This window comes from Paraburkholderia sp. BR10954, assembly GCF_040965775.1.
In the GTDB taxonomy this organism is placed as follows: Bacteria; Pseudomonadota; Gammaproteobacteria; order Burkholderiales; family Burkholderiaceae; genus Paraburkholderia; species Paraburkholderia youngii.
The window spans coordinates 1-17,549 of the sequence record NZ_JBFRCK010000060.1 but is presented as its reverse complement, the minus strand read 5'-3'; the positions used below and the strand labels follow the sequence as shown (position 1 = coordinate 17,549).

The following is a 17,549-nucleotide window of genomic DNA, read 5'->3' as shown; positions in this document are numbered from 1 at the left end:
TTGCTATTGCTATTGCTATTGCTATTGCTATTGCTATTGCTATTGCTATTGCTATTGCTATTGCTATTGCTATTGCTATTGCTATTGCTATTGCTATCAAGATAACACTGGTTCCGCCAATTGCACTTGACGGACAATCATTTAGTCATCTTCCGAAACGACCAAGGTGTGCACTGTAAGCTGCATGATCTTTGTTACCCCGCCATCCACTGAGAGGGGGCACGGGTGACGGAACGTGGATTGGTCGCTGACGAAGAAACCGCAGCGCTGGCGATATCCCATGCATCGCCGGTGATGCCTAGCGGAGCGTCGTCGAATTGAAAACGACACCATTCAAGCCTGCGTATGCAGGCCAGCTGAACTTCTACCTGTCTGCGGTCGACGCACAGGCCAAGGTGGCGGAAGATCAGCCGACCATTGGCCTGCTGTCGTGCAAGGAGAAAAACCGGCTTGTGGCGGAATACTCGGTTCGCGGCATCGCCAAACCGATGGGCGTGGCCGAGTACCAGCTCATGCGCGAGGTGCCGGAGTCGCTGGAGACTGGCCTGCGGAGCTTCGACCAGATTTAGGCTGAACTGCGTCCCGACCTACCAGACGGCGCGGTATAAGCATCAGGTTTCTCGCGTCCCGCCTGATGGCGAGCTATTGATATTTGTGATCGCTTCGGAACTTATCACCATTTTTCCCGCAGAAAAGTACACGCTTACCCCAGCAACGAGCTGCGATCGGCACCTTCGGCGACGGCGCGATCCATGCATACGATCCGCAAACGGGGCGAGGAAGCAGGCACGCTCACGCGGAGTAACGGCGCGCCGATCGACGATCGAATGACGCGCCCGGGAAGCATCACTCGCATACCAGTGCCAGGCGTCGAAGCCTCGAGTTGCAACTCTCGAAGCTCGTCATTGCGTGTTCAAGTACACGCAGCATGTACTGGCGATGGCGCTCTTCGTCATTCTTGTTGCGCCAGTGAGGAACCGGATATCGCAGCTGCTGTGCGGACTATGCCTGCGGCTAATCATCCTCAGCGCGCTGCCTCCACTCCTGAAGTACCTGATCGAGTTGCGCGTCATCGTTCTGGTACCACGCCTGCACGACGGTATCGCCCAGTATGCTTCGCCGCAAGCGGTCGCGCTGCTGACACCAGACCGCAACGCGTTCTATGTCGAGCGCCGATGCATCCGTCGCGCCGGCGAGATGTTGAGCGGCGAGCAACTCGTCGTGCGCTCTCATGTACGCCTGGTAACGTTCGACGATCCGCTCCGCTTCGCCGTACGCCGGCGACGGCAGTTCGCTTTTCAGATAGATCCGCAACTGATCGGCCCGATCGTCGTCCGTCTTCCGCAGCAGGAAAGAATTGATCAGGTCGAGCAGCGCGGCATTCACGATCAGCTCGTGGTTTTCCGCGACGATGAGCCCGGGATCGTCACGCCCGACGCTCGGCTCGGAGCCGAACGAGCTAGACGAGCCGGCCGGGCGCGCCTCGCTCGTCGGACTCGCGACGGCAGGTTCCGAATCGGCCTGCAGAATCCGCAGCACGCCCACCGTCACGCAGACCACCACGACCGCAATGATGCACAGGTGCCGCATGTAACGGCGTTGTTCGATGTGGCTATCAATCTGCATGGATATCCCGTTTCCCCCATGCGCACGGACCGCTGACGGGTTCCGTCGCATGGGGCGCGCAGCGGATTGGCGGTTTCAGAAAGCGCAGCTCGGCACGCTTCCCGTCGTCGTGAAGCTCGATGTGGTCACGCCGGTTCCGGACGGCGTGACGTTCGCGTTATACAAGCCGACATTCGCATACTGGTCGCCGCTTTGCGCGGTCGCATCCAGGCTGACGTTGGCCAGCCAGGCGTTGACCGGATAGCTCGAATTGCGCCCGTCAATCTTCGTGTAGGCGCCCGACAGCGATTGGGTCGCATACGCGCCGTTCACGACGATGTCCGACAGCGACGGGCTGCCGCCTGCCGTGCAGGTGTTGTAGTTGGTGTCCATGACGATCAGGTGCTTCACATCGACCATGCAGGATTGACGTAGCTCAGCTGGCTCACCGTCAGCGCGCACGGGCCGGTCTTCACGTTGATGCCGTTGGCGTCGGTCGACGGTGTGCCGTTCAGATCATTCCCGTACACGTAGTTGTTCTGGAACAGGATGTTCGACACGGTGTTCTTGTCGATACCGCCCACCGAAAGGCCGTGCGTCCCATGCAGCCGGGTATGGGCAACGGTGACGTTCGAGATGTTGCCCGAGTTGGTCTTGATCGCGATGCCGTCGTCGCCGGCCTCGATGTCGGAGTTGATCACCGATGCGTTGGTGAGGCTATCGATATCGATGCCATCGGCGTTCTTGCGCGTCGCGGGCGTACGGATGGACACGCCCCAGGCGGTGAAGCCGTTGCCGCCTTCCACATAGAGATTCGGATGCGCGGCCTGCGCCAGCGTGACGTTGTAGACGATGAAGTTCGAAATCTTGCTGGCCTGCACCAGCCTCGGCGTTCCGGAGATAAGGTCGCCGCGCCCGTCGACGGTTCCCGGTCCCATCAGCGATGCATTGGTGCCCGAGAATTGCAGCAGGTTGGCATTGCTCGCGTAGTTGTTGCCGATGAGCGTCGCGCCCGCGCTGATCGCGAGGCCCGCGCCATTGATCGTCAGGCTGCCCGTGTAGAACGCATCGTTGGAGCCCGATGGCGCAAGCACCACGCTTTGGCCGGTTCCCGCACACTGATTCAGTGCATCCTGAAGGCGGCTCGTGTCGTCGGTGGCCGGAGGCGACGAGCGCCGCGAGCTGGAGAAATTCGCGTACAGCGTCTGGCAGACGCCGGGATAGGCCGGTTCGCTGACCGACCGGCTATCGCCGCTCGCCAGCGATTGCGCGCCCGCTGAGCCCGCGCTCAGGAAGATAGCGGCGATGAAGAGGCTGGCGTTGTGGTTCATTTTCATTGAAACGGTCATCCTTTTGACGAAGAAGTTCACGCTGACAATCAACCCTGCGCGAGCGTCGCGATCTGATCCGGCGGTAACGCGCCGCGATAGATGCGGAACTCGTCGATCGCTCCGTTGAAGTACGGGTCCGCCGCGTACTGAGAACGTCCGATCCAGTTCTGCGCGCTCGGACCGAGATGCCACGGCGCGAACGCCACGCCCGTCGTCTGGCCGGTCTGGCTGCCGTTGACGTACAGCGTGAGCGTCGTGCCCGAGAGCGTCACGGCCACATGTGTCCATTGGCCGCTCGGCAGCGGCGCGTTGCCATTGACCTGACGCTCGTTGTGAGACCCGTTGAGCGTGATCGAAAAGCGCACCGTGCCACCACTGCTGTCGGGGGTGAGCATCATGTAACGGCCGGTGCCCGTGCCGAAATCGAACACGCGCTCCCATTGCTTCGTGCTGTTTGAATTGCGGAACACCCACGCCGCGATCGTGAAATCCGAGACGTCCCCGACGATGTCGTTGGGCAGGCTGACGTAGCCGCTCGAGCCGTCGAGCAGCACCGCGTTGCCGGACTTGCCAGCGGTGCGCGACGCGCCGCCGACTAGCGTGCCCGTATGGCCGTTGCCGGTCGCGTCGGCCGCGGTCGTGCCGCTCGACTCGTCGAAGCTCAGCCAGGTATGCAACTGCACGGCCGTCACCGCGGCGACCTCGTTCGAGTTCGCGCTCTCGCCCGCTGCCGTCGTCGCGCTGACGACGTAGTACCACACGCCGGCCTGCGGGCTGTCGGTATAGGTCAGCACGTCGGTGATGCCGCTCGCGACGGTCGTGTACGGGCCGCCCGAATTCGCGGCGCGCTTGACGTTGTAGCTCGTGCCATTCGCCACACCCCACCACGACAGCACCACCTGCCCCGCCGCCGGCCAGGCGGTCACGTCGCTCGGCGCGGCGGCCGGCGTCACCGGATCGCGCGTGTAGGCGAGCGTGCCGTAGCCGAGCTGGTCGTAGCCGAGCTGGTCGTAGCCGCCGCTCGTCGTACCGTAGTTGCCGCCGCCTTCCGGCTGGATCGCGAGCGCGAACTTGTCGGACCACGGCGCGGCCAGCCCCTTGCGATTGACATAGTGGTTGTAGACGAGCGCCCAGATCGGACGGATATCGCCTTGCGAGGCAGTCGAAAACCCGGGCTGCACCACGTCGACATTCGCGTAGCTCTCATACGGCACCGTGAGGTAAGTCCCGTTGGATTGCACGAGGTTGGCCTTCGCCACGTACTCCGCGCCGGCGAGGAAGCGGTTGTTGTCGTAGCCGTAGAGATCGATGCCCTGGTTCCAGGCCATCTCGCAGATGGCGCCGCACAGCCCGATGCCGAGGTTGTTATGCCCCTGGTCGCGCCCGCTCTCCTGCCACTGCCCGAGGTAGCCCGGGTGCAGGTAGTAGACCGCCTGCGCGATCGCACCGTTGCCCAGGCCGCTCAGGTAGAAGTTGACCGCCTCGTCGAACATCGCGCGGTCGTCACAGAGCACGCCGATCGCCATGATCGACGCCATGCTGCACAGGTCCCAGTTGGCCCAGTAATGCGTGTAGTCGGTGCCGTTGTGGCGGTTCAGGAAATCGATGTTGATCGGATAGAAGATGTTGGACATCATCGACTGGAACGCCGTGAGGTCCGCTGCGGCGAGGCCAGGGTAGCTGCGCATGATCTCGCCGACGATCGCGAACTCGTAGCCATAGATGCCGGCGGCCAGATCGACGTTGGTGTCGCCGGCGAGACTCTGCAGCGTCGAGGACCACGCGTTCATGATCTGCACCGCCTTGTCGGCGTATGCCGTGTCGCCAGTGACTTTCCAGTACAGCGCGCAAGCGTAGGCGGCGGCGATGTCGCCATACAGCTGCGGATAGTTCTGCGGTCCGGTGCCGCCACGATTGATCTGCGCGGCCGGCCGGGGCGACCAGGACAGTCGCGTGTGGCCGTTGGCGGTCAGCACCTGAAAGCCGGCGTACCAGGGCTGCGCCTGCGCGGCGACCTTCTGCGCCATGCGGTCGAAGTCGGTCTGCGTGTGCAGGAGCCCCGGATGCACAAACGCGCCGCTCGTCGCAACGGCGGCCTCGCCGGTTGCCGCTCGTGCGAGCAGCAGGCTGGCTGTGTTGATGCTCGCCGCCCTCGCAACGGCCGAGCGGCTCACGGCCGCTTCGCCGACGCTGCCGCCCCCGCCGCATGCGCTCAACGTCAACGCGCCGAAACTGTGCAGGAACGTGCGGCGCGACACTGCCAAGGTGAAACTTTCTGTTTTGGTTTGATCCATATCGCGATTTCGTTCATGTGGCCGAGACCCCGTTCCGTCGACATGTCGATCAGATCACCTCCGCGCTATTTGCACCATGTATGGACGACTCCCTGTTGTCAAGCAGTCCGGGTTCTCTGGCATCAGGTCGAGGTTGCAGCCATGTATCCGGGCTCGGTTCGCAGCAGCTCGCTGCAGGCCCACGATGAATATCCGCGAGTAGGTACCCCATCAGAGCCACGGTCTTGATCGCCCTTGGTGCAAAGCGGGTTTGGCCCCCCACGGTCCGACCGTTCTGTCATCGAATTGAAGTCTGCTCAGGCAACCCGTGGAAAGTGAACGTTGGTGTGATGTTAAAGGTTGTATCTGTCAATCCGTCCCGCTGGATCGCACGGGAACATGGTTGGCCTGACAGGTTTGGCCTCGTATCAGCATGGCCCACGCTATGCGTGCATTCTTTGCCGCGAGCGCCACGGCAGCGATGTTTTTGTGCCGGCGTCGACACAGCTTCATTAGCCATGAATCAGTCATCTCGGTCTTCGCGGCGGCCATGCGGATAACTGCACGGGCGCCGTGAATCAGAAGTGTTCGTAATGCCGTATCGCCGCGCTTGCTGATGCCCAGCAGACGCGGCGTGCCGCCCGAGGAATGCTGGCGCGGCACCTGACCCAGCCAGGCAGCAAGTTCGCGGCCGTTGCGAAAGGCTCGGGCGGCGCCGATCGGCGCCGCTAGGGCCGATGCGGTGAGCGCCCCAACCGGGTATTGTTTCGAGAAGTTGGTCGGGTGCATCGGTCCGATGGATTGCGCGGATCCGACCTTCCAGTTCGGCCACCTTGTTGCCGAGCTCCCGCAGGTGCTCAACGAGCATCTGGATTAACGTCCGGAACGGCTCGCAATATTCACGATCGCGGCTGGAAAGGGCCTCCATGGCCCGTTGCCCGAGCAGCCGGATACCCTGTGGCAGCACGATACCAAACTCCCCTAGAAGCCCCCGGATCTGGTTGGCCAGCGCTGTGCGCGACTTGACCAGCCCAGCGCGTGCGCGATGCAGCGACAGTATGGTCTGTTGCGCCTGTGTCTTGACCGGTACAAAGCGCATGTTTGGTCGTTGTATCGCCTCGCAGATGGCTTCCGCGTCAGCAGCATCGGTCTTGTTGCTCTTTACGTAAGGCCGACGAACTGCGGTGCGACCAGTCGAACTGGTGTGTCCTAGCTTCGCGAGCTCGTGGCCCCAGTAGTGCGACGAGCCACACGCTTCCATGCCAATCACGCACGGTTCAAGCGTTGCGAAATACCGGAGTACATCCGTGCGTCTGAGCTGTTTGCGCACAACAATGTGCCCTTGAGAATCCACTGTGTGAACCTGCAGCACGTTCTTGGCAAGGTCCAATCCAACCTTCGCTATGTTCATGATGAACGTTCCTTTGCCGTGGAAGTCACGACTTCCCCACTTTGGCATAAACCCCTCGCTGGGTAGCGGGAGTCGTCCATCACATCAGAGCCCACCAAATCCGGTCCGGTTCAAAACCTCAAAAACTGGGCGGCATTAGAGAATCACGCGGACATCAAAAAAACATTTTATATCAATGTGATGGGCGATCGGTGGCATGATGGTCGCAATCCATAGAGTCTGCTGCCTCGATCTTGCTTGTGTGCGCACAGTGGGTTTTCGGGATTAGATAAGGGTATGGCGCGTTTGGCTGGCAAGAGTGCGATTCTCCGGTTCCGTCACCTCCTTGCAACACACGGCTTGCCCGCGTAGATGCTCACGCTTGTCAATGAGATCCTGAGCGAGCAAGACTTGATGCTGAAGGCAGGGTCGGCGGTCGATGCGATCTTGATTTCGGCACCCAGTTCGACAAAGAACGGCTCTGATACACGGGGCCCGGACACGCACCAGACGAAGAAGGAACCAGCAGCAGTTTGGATGGACGAAGGCCCGGTATCGAGGGTTGATGAAGAGCACCGCGCAGATCACGACACTGTTTGCACTGGCCAACCGTTGGATGGCGCGCAAGGCTTTACGCGAAACGTGAAAAGCCCGTCGGTCTCGGCAAACGGAGGTCGTCATGCTTCGAAAGCCGGGCGACCACCCCGCCAACAAACTCTTACGACTGATATGCCGCAAGTGACAAAAGTTCAGCGCTCTGAAAACTAGTTGGAAGGACCTTCCCTAGAGGATCAGGCACTTTGTCCGGGTTTGTCAAAGTAGTCGCGCTGGCGTGGTTACGCCGCCGGTCGGCGTAAATGTAAATGCTTCAGCGGTAGTTTGGCTGGAGCAGGGCGGTAGGGATGAATTCTCCTGCCGTCGGAGTACTTCCGATGGAATCGGATTCGAGAATCTACGCAGCAAACCGAATGCTAATTGTTTACAGCGGCATGCGCCTCTGTGTTTCGTGTGAAGCCTCAGCGTGTTCGCGTGCCGAATCTATTCAATAACGTCCCCCCCTGCAGAGGAGATATCATGTCCGGTTTCGCCATTCCGTGTGCGTCCGATTGCCCTCCTGTCACCCTGCCCTCTTATCCTGTCCTGCTCGGCGGCGAGAATCGTTCCGGCACCACTCTACTCAGCGTTCTTCTCGACTCGCACCGCGATCTGGTCGTTGGCCCAGAACTTGACTTCACCGAACCGGTCGACCTCGGTCCGCATATCCTCGCTGTGTGCGACATGATCGACGTCCACGACTCACGGCTCGCCGGTGCGACGAAGGAAACCGTTGACCCTGACTGGTACGACGGCGCGCATTTCGTTTTGCAATGCGAACGTTTCGGTCTGGAGCGCGACGATTTGCGGAACTTGGTGGTGGACTTGATGACCAAACGTGGAACCAATCTGTCGGCTCTGGAAGACCGTTGTCGGCTCATCGACTCCATTGGCGAATTCCGACGCAAACAGATGGGAGCCCGACGATGGGGCATCAAGCTTCAGCGCAGGATACTGGACGTCGGCACTTACGCAGCGATCTGGCCTCGGGCCCATTTCATTCACATCATTCGCGACGGCCGCGATCTGGCCGCGTCCCACTTGAAGACAGTCCCCGACTGGGGCTACCGGACTGTCGCGCAGGCCGCGCACGGCTGGTTGGATGTCGTCACCCGGCCCCGCCAGGCTGCGCCTGACGGCCGCTATATGGAGGCGCGGTACGAGGATCTGGTCACGCACCCCCGCGAAACCATCAGACGAATGCTGGACTACCTTCACCTGCCGTGGGACGAGGCGGTCCTGAACCACGCGGCGCACGAACACGCGCTGTTCAACAGACCTTGGGGGCATCCCGCCGCACTGGCCGCAAGCAAGCCGCTGCACACCGGGCGTAATGGACGGTATTTGCACGACCTCACGCCCGGAGAAATTGCCGAGTTCGAGCGGGTCGCCGGTAAAGAGCTGATACACCTGGGCTACGATCTGTCGATGCCGCGTTCAGGAAGCGCGAGATGATAGAGGCGCACAATGCGCCCCGGCACCGCCTGCCCTGTAGCTTTTATCTGCTTCTCGCTGGCCAGACGGTCTCCCTTCTCGGCTCACAAGTGACGTTTCTTGCTCTTCCGCTGACTGCGATCGAACTTCACAACGCAAGCCCGTTCGAGACTGGGATATTGCTCGCCTGCGGACGAGCGCCCTACCTGCTACTAGGGCTGCTCGCCGGGGTCCTCACCGACCGGTTCTCGCATCGGATGCTGCTAATGACGGCGAACACGACGATAGCACTCACCTTGGCCTCCGTACCGCTGGCCGCCTCCTTGGCCGGCCACGTAAGCACGCGTCATCTGTATATGGTCGCCACCGTGGCAGGCACGGCCACGGTGATCGCGGATGTGGCCTTTCTTGCTTGCGTACCAACCGTTGTGCGGCTCCCGCAACTGGTACAGGCTCAAAGCAGACTAGAGCTGGGACAGTCGGTGGCACTGATACTCGGCCTGCCACTTGCGGGCTGGCTGATCTCTACCCTCTCCGCTCCGATCGCGATACTCGCCGATGTCGCGTCGTTCGTCCTTGTGACGATGCTGCTCCCTTGGGTATCAATGAGGCCGGTGAGGAGCACGTTGTTCGGCGCGGACCGCCGAGGCGCCGCGGTCGACGGGAGCATCATCAGTCGTATCCTGTCGGAAGCTACAAAGGGCGCACTGTTTGTGCTGCGTACCTCCCGGCTGCGCGCAATTACCTTTGCGACGGGCACGCTTATCTTTTTCTACAGCGCCTACTCGGCTGTCTTTCTCCCGTACCTGACCAAGGACTTGAGACTGACGGCCACCGCGATTGGCACCGTCATGGGCATCGCGGCCGTGGGATCCGCCGTCGGCGCGTTGCTCGCTCGTCTGACTGCGCGGGCACTGGGACTCGGCCGAGTGTTGGTTGCGGCCCTCTGCACCAGCGCCGTCGGCGCGGCGCTCGCACCCATGTGTCCGGCGCCGCTGGCAATCGGGTTATCGCAGTTCCTGTTGTGGACCGGTCAACAGATGTACAACGTCCATCAGGTGCCCATCCGCTTCATGCTAGCACCACCTGAGTTGCATGGGCGTGTGAACGCAAGCATTCGCACCATAGTATGGGGCCTCGCTCCCTTCGGCGCCCTGCTGGGCGGCTCCTGTGGAACGTTGCTGGGTTCCCGGGCAACGCTCCTATTCAGCGGTGCTCTAATAGCGATGTCCTCTGGGTGGATTTTGACGTCTCCTCTGCGAGCAGTGCGGACACCCCAGCTCCAGGAGCGACATGCCGAGCCGACTTTCGTAGCCGAAGCTCCTCCTCGCAGGTAACGCAAGACATATCATCATGTTCACTGATATACCTTCACTCAATTTGTCCCCGGGCCATCTCATCGTCTGGCGAGCCAGCGCCCCGCACATGCCGGAAGCACCATGGACGGCCGACTCGCGGCGACCATCCCATGCTCAGGAGGCCTTGATCAGGTACGCACTTGACACAGCAGGTGAAGGCCCCCTGCCGCCGTCCTGGTTGGGGTGTGCTTTCGATCTGCCCGCTGGACTTGATGCAGATGCCTTCGCTGCGGCATTGCGCAACTGGACAGATCGCCACGAAACGCTCCGCAGTCAACTGATGTTTTCCGCTCACTCCACACCCGACAGTCGTCTACTCCGCGTGACGTTGCCGCCCGGCACCGTGACTATCTACCCCAGTGAGGCGACGAACTTCCGCGACAGCCGAAAGCTGGCGCGGTATATCGAAGATCTGTTCGACCGCGAAATTGGCCCACTCGGCTGGCCCGGATATATCTGCGCCACCATCTGCAACGCTGACGCGACCACCGTCTGCGTCGTCGCCGACCACACCCTGATCGACGGATACTCCATTCTCGGGATCCCACATGAGATCCACACCCTGTACGCTGCAGCACTCGCTACCTCCGACAGCAAACCCGCTCCTCCCCTACCCCCCACGGCCAGCTACCTTGATTTTGCGGAGACTGAACGGAATGCAGCCGATGCATTGACCGTCGACCACGAATCCGTCATCAGCTGGCAACAGTTTGTCACCAAGGTTGGCGGCCACCTGCCAGTTTTCCCTGAACCAGTTAGCGCTCAGAGTGGCAACTCCACCACCGCGCAGCCGGGAGGACACGCCGAGCTTCTCGACGCGTCCTCCGCGCGCACCTTTGATCAGGTCTGTCGCGCAGCAGGCGGTGCCACATTCTCCGGACTGCTTAGCTGCCTTGCGAAGGTCGGCCACGAAATCACCGGCTCGGGTGAATTTCGCACGATGGTCCCGGTCCACACGCAAACAGGTCCCTGGAGATCCTCCATCGGATGGTTCGTCGGTATGGGCCCGGTCGCCTTCTCTCTGAGCGCAACCAGCTCCTTTGCCGAGACGGTCCGTTCGGCAGTCGCAGGCCTCGACGGAGTCAAGGAACTGGCCCGAATACCCCTTCCTCGGGTAGCGGAACTCCTTGGCCAGCCCCTTCGTGATCCCTTCATGATTTCGTATATGGATCTTCGCCGTACCCCCGGCGCGCGCAACTGGAACACTTGGCGAGCCATCGCGCTTCGTAGTCGCTGCACCGATCCGGATGAGGTGTGCCTTTGGGTCTGGCGCAACCACGATGGCCTGTTCGTCAGCTATCGCCACCCGGCCACCGACCTCGCAGGCATCGCGGTCCCGCGCTATGTCGCCCGTACGAAGCAGCTCCTGGCCGTCGTCGCGGACACCTCCTGCTGGTTCGCCAACCCGCATTCAAAAGAAGAGTGTTGCTCGTGACAGAAATCAGACACATTGCAGCGACCTCTTGCGACTACACAAAGTTCGACGCGGTTATCGTCGGCTCTGGGCCCTCCGGATCGATCGTCGCCCGAACACTTGCAGAGAAAGGATATCGCGTGGCAGTCCTGGAATATGGAGGCCTGGTTTCCCCTGGTGCCTTGTACGGGCCGCATCAGGCGGCCTACAGCAAGGCACTCACTTCGTCCGGCCGACCCGCCGACGGCAACCCTTGGACGGCGTGTTGCGTGGGCGGCGGAATGCAGTTCTACAACGCTATCACGCTCAGATACCGGCAGGCAGATCTTTCGGCCTCTCAATATCTGACGACCGACCTGGAGATTGATTGGCCCGTCGCACTCCGGGATCTCGAACCCCACTACTCGGAGATCGAGCACCTGTTGGAGATCACTGGGGCGAATGGATTTCCGACATATCCAGTCAGCCCTCGTGGGGTAATGTTATCCACTGCAATGCATGAACTCGGTATAAAACCGCGCCATATTCCTCTGGCAATCCGGCCACCAGGGACTTGCATGGGGTGCAACCTGTGTTCAGCTTGCGATGAACTGGTATGCCCTACGGATGCCAAAGCATCTGTGCTCGCACGAAGCATTCTGGATGACTCTGCCCTGCCCGGATCGATCTCGGTTCTGTATGGCTGCTTCGTCAACCGGATCGAGCTTCGGAACGACTGTCAAGCTGAAGCTCTTGAGTGCTACGTGCCACTATCATCTGAGCGGATCCGGATTTCAGTCGAAAGGGTCATCGTCTGCGCAAACGCGATACAGACGGCGGCACTGATGCTCCGGTCAAAGAGTGAGCATGCCCCCAAGGGGATAGGCAACGAATCCGGCCTCGTCGGGCGGGGCCTCTCATTCAAGATTAGCGGCTACTCTGTCGGGTACATGGAGCGACCGGATCACGGCTCCAGTGCTCTGGCTTCTCACTGGGGCCCCCATGCGACCGTCTATACCGACGAGTTCTACGAGCACTGTGACGTACCACTCAAATTCGGCGGTCTCATCTATGAAGCGAATTTACCCACGCCGGAGGAAAACGTCGGTCTTATGCGCCTTCACTATATGGCGGGTGAAGAACCGTGGTCGCACAATCGCGTGGTGCTTGACAAGGCCATTGACCGATACGGGGTCCCTTACATTCGTTTCGAATACAAAAGCTCGGCAAATGACCGTGCACGAATTGGCTTTCTCGCTGATCGCGCGGATGACATTCTGCGACACATTGGAGCGCTACGCATCAAGCGCGAGCCGCTTGCATACTCAAAAGGCAGTTCCCACCTGCACGGCACGATGCGCGCCGGACACGATCCCACCACTTCAGTTGTGGACCGCCTTGGCAGTGTTCATGGGTTCACGAACATCCACGTCATGGATGGCTCCGTGATGAATTTCGCGGGAAACAGCAATCCGACACACACGATCATGGCCAACGCGAGACGAATGGCCCTTTCACTCGAGTAAAGGGGAACTCAAGATGCTTAATCCTGAAGTGACCGGACATCTGGCCGAATGGGAACGCGAAACCCGATCGTCAATCATTTTCCGCTCCGCCAATGGCGCGGTGGCGGAAGATATCAACGGCAAGATGTATCTGGATATGACATCCTGCAGCGGGGCTTCGCCTCTCGGCAGCAATGACATAGTATTCAACGCAAGGCTCGCACGGGCAATGGAGCAGGAAACGGACATTCTTCCATCGCCGGTGAGTCTGCAACGCCTGAGGCTGGTCGGAAAAATCTCGAAGATGTTCCCTGACACGCCGAGAGTGTTTTTTCTGAGGACGGGGTCCTGTGCAACGGAAGCGGCAGTTCGGATCGCCCGGTATCGAACTGGCCGGCCGGTCCTCCTGACGGCTGGCTTCCATGGATGGCACGACCTCTTTCAGCAGCCCCCTTGGTCGGACAGTCCACCCGCTAGGGACCAACACATCCAGGATTTCCGATATGACCTCGATCTCCTTGAGCAGCAACTGGTCATGAACAGGGGGCGAGTCGCGGGCATTTTCTTCACACCTGAACCTTCGATCTTTCCCGCGGCATTGCTTCATGAAATCTCCAGACTGGCAAAGCTGCATGGAGCACTGCTGATCGTCGATGAAGTCCTGTGCGGGCTCCGTTATGCTTCGGGTGGCTACTGCCAAAAACACGGTGTAAAAGCCGACCTCATTACCTTGGCCAAGGGGATCGCGCAAGGCATCGGCCTTTCCGCAGTTGTCGGCACCGACGAGGCCATGACGGGGGCCGACACCGCATATCTTGGCCATACCTATCTGCGCGAGAACCGGGCCTTCGTGGCCGGCAACCTGACACAGGAAATATTTGAAGAAGCGGGCATTGTGGCCCGTCTCGCCGAAAGTGGTTCCGCACTCAAGAGGTTATTCCAGACCGCATTCGAGCGTAGCAAAATACCTGGTCGCGTTCTGGGAAGCGACAGCATGTTCGATATCGTTCTGCCGTCTGAAAAACATGGAAAAGCGTTCGCACAAAAGTGTCTGCAGCATGGCATCTATGTCGGATACCCGGCAACATACATGAGCAATGCTTCTATGAATGAGGCCTTTTTCGAGGCGTTAGAACCGGCACTGGATCTGGCACTCGCAGACTATTGCAGGGCCGAAGATATGACGACACCGTTCACCGATGCTTCGATGGTCGAATACTGCATGGAGGCATTCCGCACGACCGAAAAGGCATGTCTGTCGAACAAGCATTACTGGGCGTGATACTAGAGGGCAAAGTCTAGGAAAGACGCGACAAAAATTGCAATCACCAACTTTTTCTATTGTTTCGATTCCTACCCATATTGCCATGAACGAAATCGATCTCAACGATTACGATCACGTTGCCTTCGACCTGGACGGTGTCCTTGTGGATTCAGCGGCTGTAGTTGAAAACGCTCTCCGTCGATGGGCAGGGGAGGAACGGCTCTCTCCGGAGTGTGTGTTGCGGATGTCTGCCGCGCGCCGAGATATAGAACTAGTTGCGTCAATCTCTCCCGGCCTCTCGCCGGAACGAGAAGCGGCCCGCATCGCAGACTATGAGGTCCAGGTGATGGATCTGCTCCGACCAATCTTAGGCGCCGCCGAGTTCTATAGCTCGCTCACCGCTGGGAGGCGATCTGTCGTCACCTCTTCGTCACGGGTCTCGGCTCTTGCCCGCCTCAAGGCGGCCGGAATCTCACGCCCAAGAATCATGATTGCCGCTGAGGACGTGAGGCAGGGTAAGCCGAATCCGGAACCCTATCAAGTGCTGTTGCGGACGTTGCAGATTGCCCCGGAACGGTGCTTGGTTTTTGAGGACTCCAGAGCCGGAATTGAAGCGGCAACCACTGCTGGTTGCGACTGCGTAGGCGTCGGACCTAATGCCAGCGGCCACCCCGACATCAAGGGCTGGATTGAGGATTTTCGCGAGATGACCTTTCAAATCTGACGCCGGCCTCCGCTTTCCGGGCCGAAAGGACGACAAGATGAAAATATCAACGGAATACCGCACACCACTGTTTGATGAGGTGTTGATACGCGGCTCTGTCCTTGAGCACTACGTTGCACAGCAGGCAGACTATGAGGGACTTTTCAATGAACTGTTGCGTTCGTCGGGCACAATGCGCGACAGGATCGGCGATCGTTGCATCTGGCAAGTCAATTCCACCGCGTTTGGCGGTGGGGTCGCCGAAATGCTTCCACACCATATATGCCTCCTGCAGGAACTTGGTTTCGATGTTCGCTGGCTCATCTTTAAACCGAACCAGGAGCAGTTTTTCCAGTTCACCAAAGGCGTTCACAATTCTCTTCATAATACCGCCGTAGCCGGTCTCGATAACCTGTTGCCGCACTATCTCGATGTTTCGAGGCAGGGTGCAGCGGAACTGGAAGTAATCACCGGACCTAATGACCTCCTGGTCATCCATGACCCACAGCCACTTTGTGCTGCTTCGCAATTCCTAGATTCTCATCCGCACCCAGCCATCTGGCGATGCCACATCGGCTACCCAGAACGCACCCCGACGGTCGACAGGATATGGGCATTTCTCGGGGAATACCTCCGTCCATTCCAGCGTATTGTCCTGAGCGACAGCGAATACGTCTTCGATACACCTCAACCCATCGATATCATCCAGCCATCGATCAGTCCATTCTCCGCCAAGAATCGCAACTATGAAGGGCCGGCAGACCAGAAGCTGGGAAATTCAGTTTCGTTTAATGGCCGCAAATCGGGACCTATCCCATCGCTTCAGGAAATCCTCGGTTCGCGGTATTTTCTGCACGTATCCAGATGGGATAGCCTCAAAGGCATCGACCGGATCATCACCGCTTTTATCCGTTTTGTGCGTGCGGCATCCGACGAGGAAAATACGATACGCCTCGTGATAGCAGGACCCGACCCTCTGGATGTCGCTGACGATCCGGAAGGACGGACGTATTTCGAGAAGTGCCTGGCACTACGTGACCAGTTGCCAACGGAAGTACAGCAACATTTGTATCTGGCCTGCATCTCGATGAAAGACAACGACGCAAATGCAGAGATTGTCGGCCGACTTCAACAGAATGCTCATGGCATATTTCAATTGTCTCGCGAAGAGGGTTTCGGGCTGACGACGACGGAGGCTCTGTTCCGGGGTAGACCAGTCGTAGTGTCGTCCGCTTTTGGTCTGAAAAGGCAAGTCGTAAATGGGCTGAATGGAATTGTCCTTGAGGAACCGGACATCGAGGCCAAAGCCGCAGAGATGATGCGTCGGCTTGCGACCAGCTATAGTGATTACGAGGGGATGGCGAGAAGAGCGCGCGAGAACTGCCTGCACTTCGGCACGCAAATCTCGCAAATTCCAAAGTGGTATGAATCGATTCGTTCAGCCCTATCTAGTTTTGAAGAGCACACCGGGCCTCAGCGCGCAAATGCAACTGAGGCGTGAGTTGATGTCCACATGCTTACGACAACCTCACAGGGATAGAGAAAAATGCATGGCTCCCTGATCACGCAGACAGCGAACACCTCATGCTGATTGAGACCTTCATCAGTTTTTTCTCTGCCCAAGAGCATGAAAGCCACGACCGTTCCGCAGGCGAGGCGAAACGGTTCGAGCGCTTGACGAACTCGGGGTATCCGTACTTTTCGTGCTTGTATGGACCCGGCGCCTTTTGCAAGCTTCTTTTTCGTGATGTCGAAACGGTCTGCATGCATGTATCCGGCTTGCCAGATGGGCGGTTGCCGAAGCACGCCCGCAGCCTCGATGAGATCCGCGCACCCCGTCCTTAGCAAAATCGCGGCTTGCCAAGAGTGGCAGCCGGCACGAAAGACAGGCTTCAGGATGCTGGTTCAACCTATTTCGTCATCGCTTTGAGAAGCTTCGCAAACCTGTGTGTGGGGGTAGCGTCTCCTTACAAACAGTTTTTCGGTGGTTATGTTGCCGCGCCTCTCGTCATATAAGTCGCATCGCTGCTGAGCAGTGCCTGGATGATCCGCGCATTCCTGTTGGCCAGTGCGACCGCTGCGCAGTTATGCCCGCGTCGAGCCATCAACTCCTGAAGCCAGATGCTCTGAGGATCAGTTTTTTTGGTGCATAGCGCAGACCAGGACCGGATGCTGTACTGCAAGCGACTCACCAATGAGCTCCAACTCATAGTGTCCGCGCTGGGGCCCTATCGGGATGAACTGCAGGGAGTAGTCGTGGAATCAACGTTCAACTGGTACTGGCTTGTCGACGGACTGATGGCCGCCGGTTTTGCCGTACATCTGGCCAAGACTGCAGCGATCAGGCAGTACGAGGGCCTGAAGTACTCAGGTGACGAGCACGACGCCGTATTCCTTGCACACATTTTTCGGCTTGGACTACCGCCCGAAGGCTACATCTATCCGTCGCACGAACGCGCGCTGCGCGACCTGGCACGCAAGCGCATGCAGCTTGTCCAGCACCGCACCCTGAACATCCTGAGTATCGAAAGCCTGCTCGCCAGGCAGCTTAATCTACGCATCAATGGAGAATACGTGCAGCGTCTCGACGACACAGCGGTGCGAGCACTCGCGTTGCCGCCGCACGTCGAGCGCGCGCTGATGGCCAACCTTGCCGTGCTTCATACGCTGTGCGCAGAGATTGAGGCGCTTGAGATCAT

Annotated in this window: 14 protein-coding genes and 3 pseudogenes; 11 read left to right on the top strand and 6 right to left on the bottom strand. The window is 59.3% G+C overall.

The window, feature by feature from the left end; all coding sequences use genetic code 11:
• Positions 1-317 precede the first annotated feature (317 nt).
• On the top strand, positions 318-569 hold the full coding sequence (locus AB4Y34_RS38210; RefSeq protein ID WP_176370147.1) for a PDDEXK nuclease domain-containing protein: 252 nt from the start codon (positions 318-320) through the stop codon (positions 567-569).
• 445 nt (positions 570-1,014) lie between these two features.
• Here the strand turns inward: AB4Y34_RS38210 and AB4Y34_RS38205 are convergent, their stop codons facing one another.
• The 5 genes and pseudogenes from AB4Y34_RS38205 to AB4Y34_RS38185 all read right to left on the bottom strand — a co-directional run bounded on the left by AB4Y34_RS38205 (position 1,015) and on the right by AB4Y34_RS38185 (position 6,620).
• Complete coding sequence (locus tag AB4Y34_RS38205; RefSeq protein ID WP_255215396.1) at positions 1,015-1,626, bottom strand: hypothetical protein; 612 nt, start codon at positions 1,624-1,626, stop codon at positions 1,015-1,017.
• Positions 1,627-1,701: 75 nt separating this feature from the next.
• Positions 1,702-2,025, bottom strand: a complete 324-nt coding sequence (locus AB4Y34_RS38200) for a hypothetical protein (protein ID WP_255215397.1) — start codon at positions 2,023-2,025, stop codon at positions 1,702-1,704.
• Positions 2,013-2,942 (bottom strand): glycosyl hydrolase family 28 protein, encoded by a 930-nt coding sequence (locus AB4Y34_RS38195; protein ID WP_368718957.1) that lies wholly within the window; start codon positions 2,940-2,942, stop codon positions 2,013-2,015. The genes AB4Y34_RS38200 and AB4Y34_RS38195 overlap by 13 nt, the downstream gene beginning before the upstream one ends.
• 41 nt (positions 2,943-2,983) lie before the next feature.
• On the bottom strand, positions 2,984-5,230 hold the full coding sequence (locus AB4Y34_RS38190) for a LamG-like jellyroll fold domain-containing protein (protein WP_368718956.1): 2,247 nt from the start codon (positions 5,228-5,230) through the stop codon (positions 2,984-2,986).
• 348 nt (positions 5,231-5,578) lie between these two features.
• Positions 5,579-6,620, bottom strand: a pseudogene (locus tag AB4Y34_RS38185) (IS110 family transposase).
• A gap of 255 nt (positions 6,621-6,875) precedes the next feature.
• Between AB4Y34_RS38185 and AB4Y34_RS38180 the strand changes: the two are divergent.
• From AB4Y34_RS38180 to AB4Y34_RS38140, 9 genes and pseudogenes are all read left to right on the top strand, one after another.
• Positions 6,876-7,245, top strand: a pseudogene (locus tag AB4Y34_RS38180) (hypothetical protein); the annotation flags it as partial.
• A 428-nt stretch (positions 7,246-7,673) separates the two neighbouring features.
• Positions 7,674-8,648 (top strand): sulfotransferase, encoded by a 975-nt coding sequence (locus tag AB4Y34_RS38175; RefSeq protein ID WP_368718955.1) that lies wholly within the window; start codon positions 7,674-7,676, stop codon positions 8,646-8,648.
• Entirely contained in the window at positions 8,645-9,964 is a 1,320-nt protein-coding gene (locus tag AB4Y34_RS38170; protein WP_368718954.1) for an MFS transporter, read from the top strand. Before AB4Y34_RS38175 ends, AB4Y34_RS38170 begins: the two co-directional genes overlap by 4 nt.
• A gap of 145 nt (positions 9,965-10,109) precedes the next feature.
• Positions 10,110-11,420 (top strand): condensation domain-containing protein, encoded by a 1,311-nt coding sequence (locus tag AB4Y34_RS38165; RefSeq protein ID WP_368718953.1) that lies wholly within the window; start codon positions 10,110-10,112, stop codon positions 11,418-11,420.
• Positions 11,408-12,904 (top strand): GMC oxidoreductase, encoded by a 1,497-nt coding sequence (locus AB4Y34_RS38160; protein WP_368718952.1) that lies wholly within the window; start codon positions 11,408-11,410, stop codon positions 12,902-12,904. The genes AB4Y34_RS38165 and AB4Y34_RS38160 overlap by 13 nt, the downstream gene beginning before the upstream one ends.
• Before the next feature lie 13 nt (positions 12,905-12,917).
• Entirely contained in the window at positions 12,918-14,165 is a 1,248-nt protein-coding gene (locus tag AB4Y34_RS38155; protein ID WP_368718951.1) for an aminotransferase class III-fold pyridoxal phosphate-dependent enzyme, read from the top strand.
• A gap of 85 nt (positions 14,166-14,250) precedes the next feature.
• Entirely contained in the window at positions 14,251-14,871 is a 621-nt protein-coding gene (locus tag AB4Y34_RS38150; protein ID WP_368718950.1) for an HAD-IA family hydrolase, read from the top strand.
• A 37-nt stretch (positions 14,872-14,908) separates the two neighbouring features.
• On the top strand, positions 14,909-16,351 hold the full coding sequence (locus AB4Y34_RS38145) for a glycosyltransferase (RefSeq protein WP_368718949.1): 1,443 nt from the start codon (positions 14,909-14,911) through the stop codon (positions 16,349-16,351).
• Positions 16,352-16,434: 83 nt separating this feature from the next.
• Positions 16,435-16,695 (top strand): hypothetical protein, encoded by a 261-nt coding sequence (locus tag AB4Y34_RS38140; protein ID WP_176369928.1) that lies wholly within the window; start codon positions 16,435-16,437, stop codon positions 16,693-16,695.
• A gap of 143 nt (positions 16,696-16,838) precedes the next feature.
• Here AB4Y34_RS38140 and AB4Y34_RS38135 read toward each other — a convergent pair.
• Positions 16,839-16,991: pseudogene (locus tag AB4Y34_RS38135) on the bottom strand (IS110 family transposase); the annotation flags it as partial.
• A gap of 115 nt (positions 16,992-17,106) precedes the next feature.
• On the opposite strand from AB4Y34_RS38135, the gene AB4Y34_RS38130 reads away from it, so the two are divergent.
• Positions 17,107-17,549 (top strand): transposase (locus AB4Y34_RS38130; RefSeq protein ID WP_368718948.1); only part of this gene is annotated, 443 nt, incomplete at its 3' end.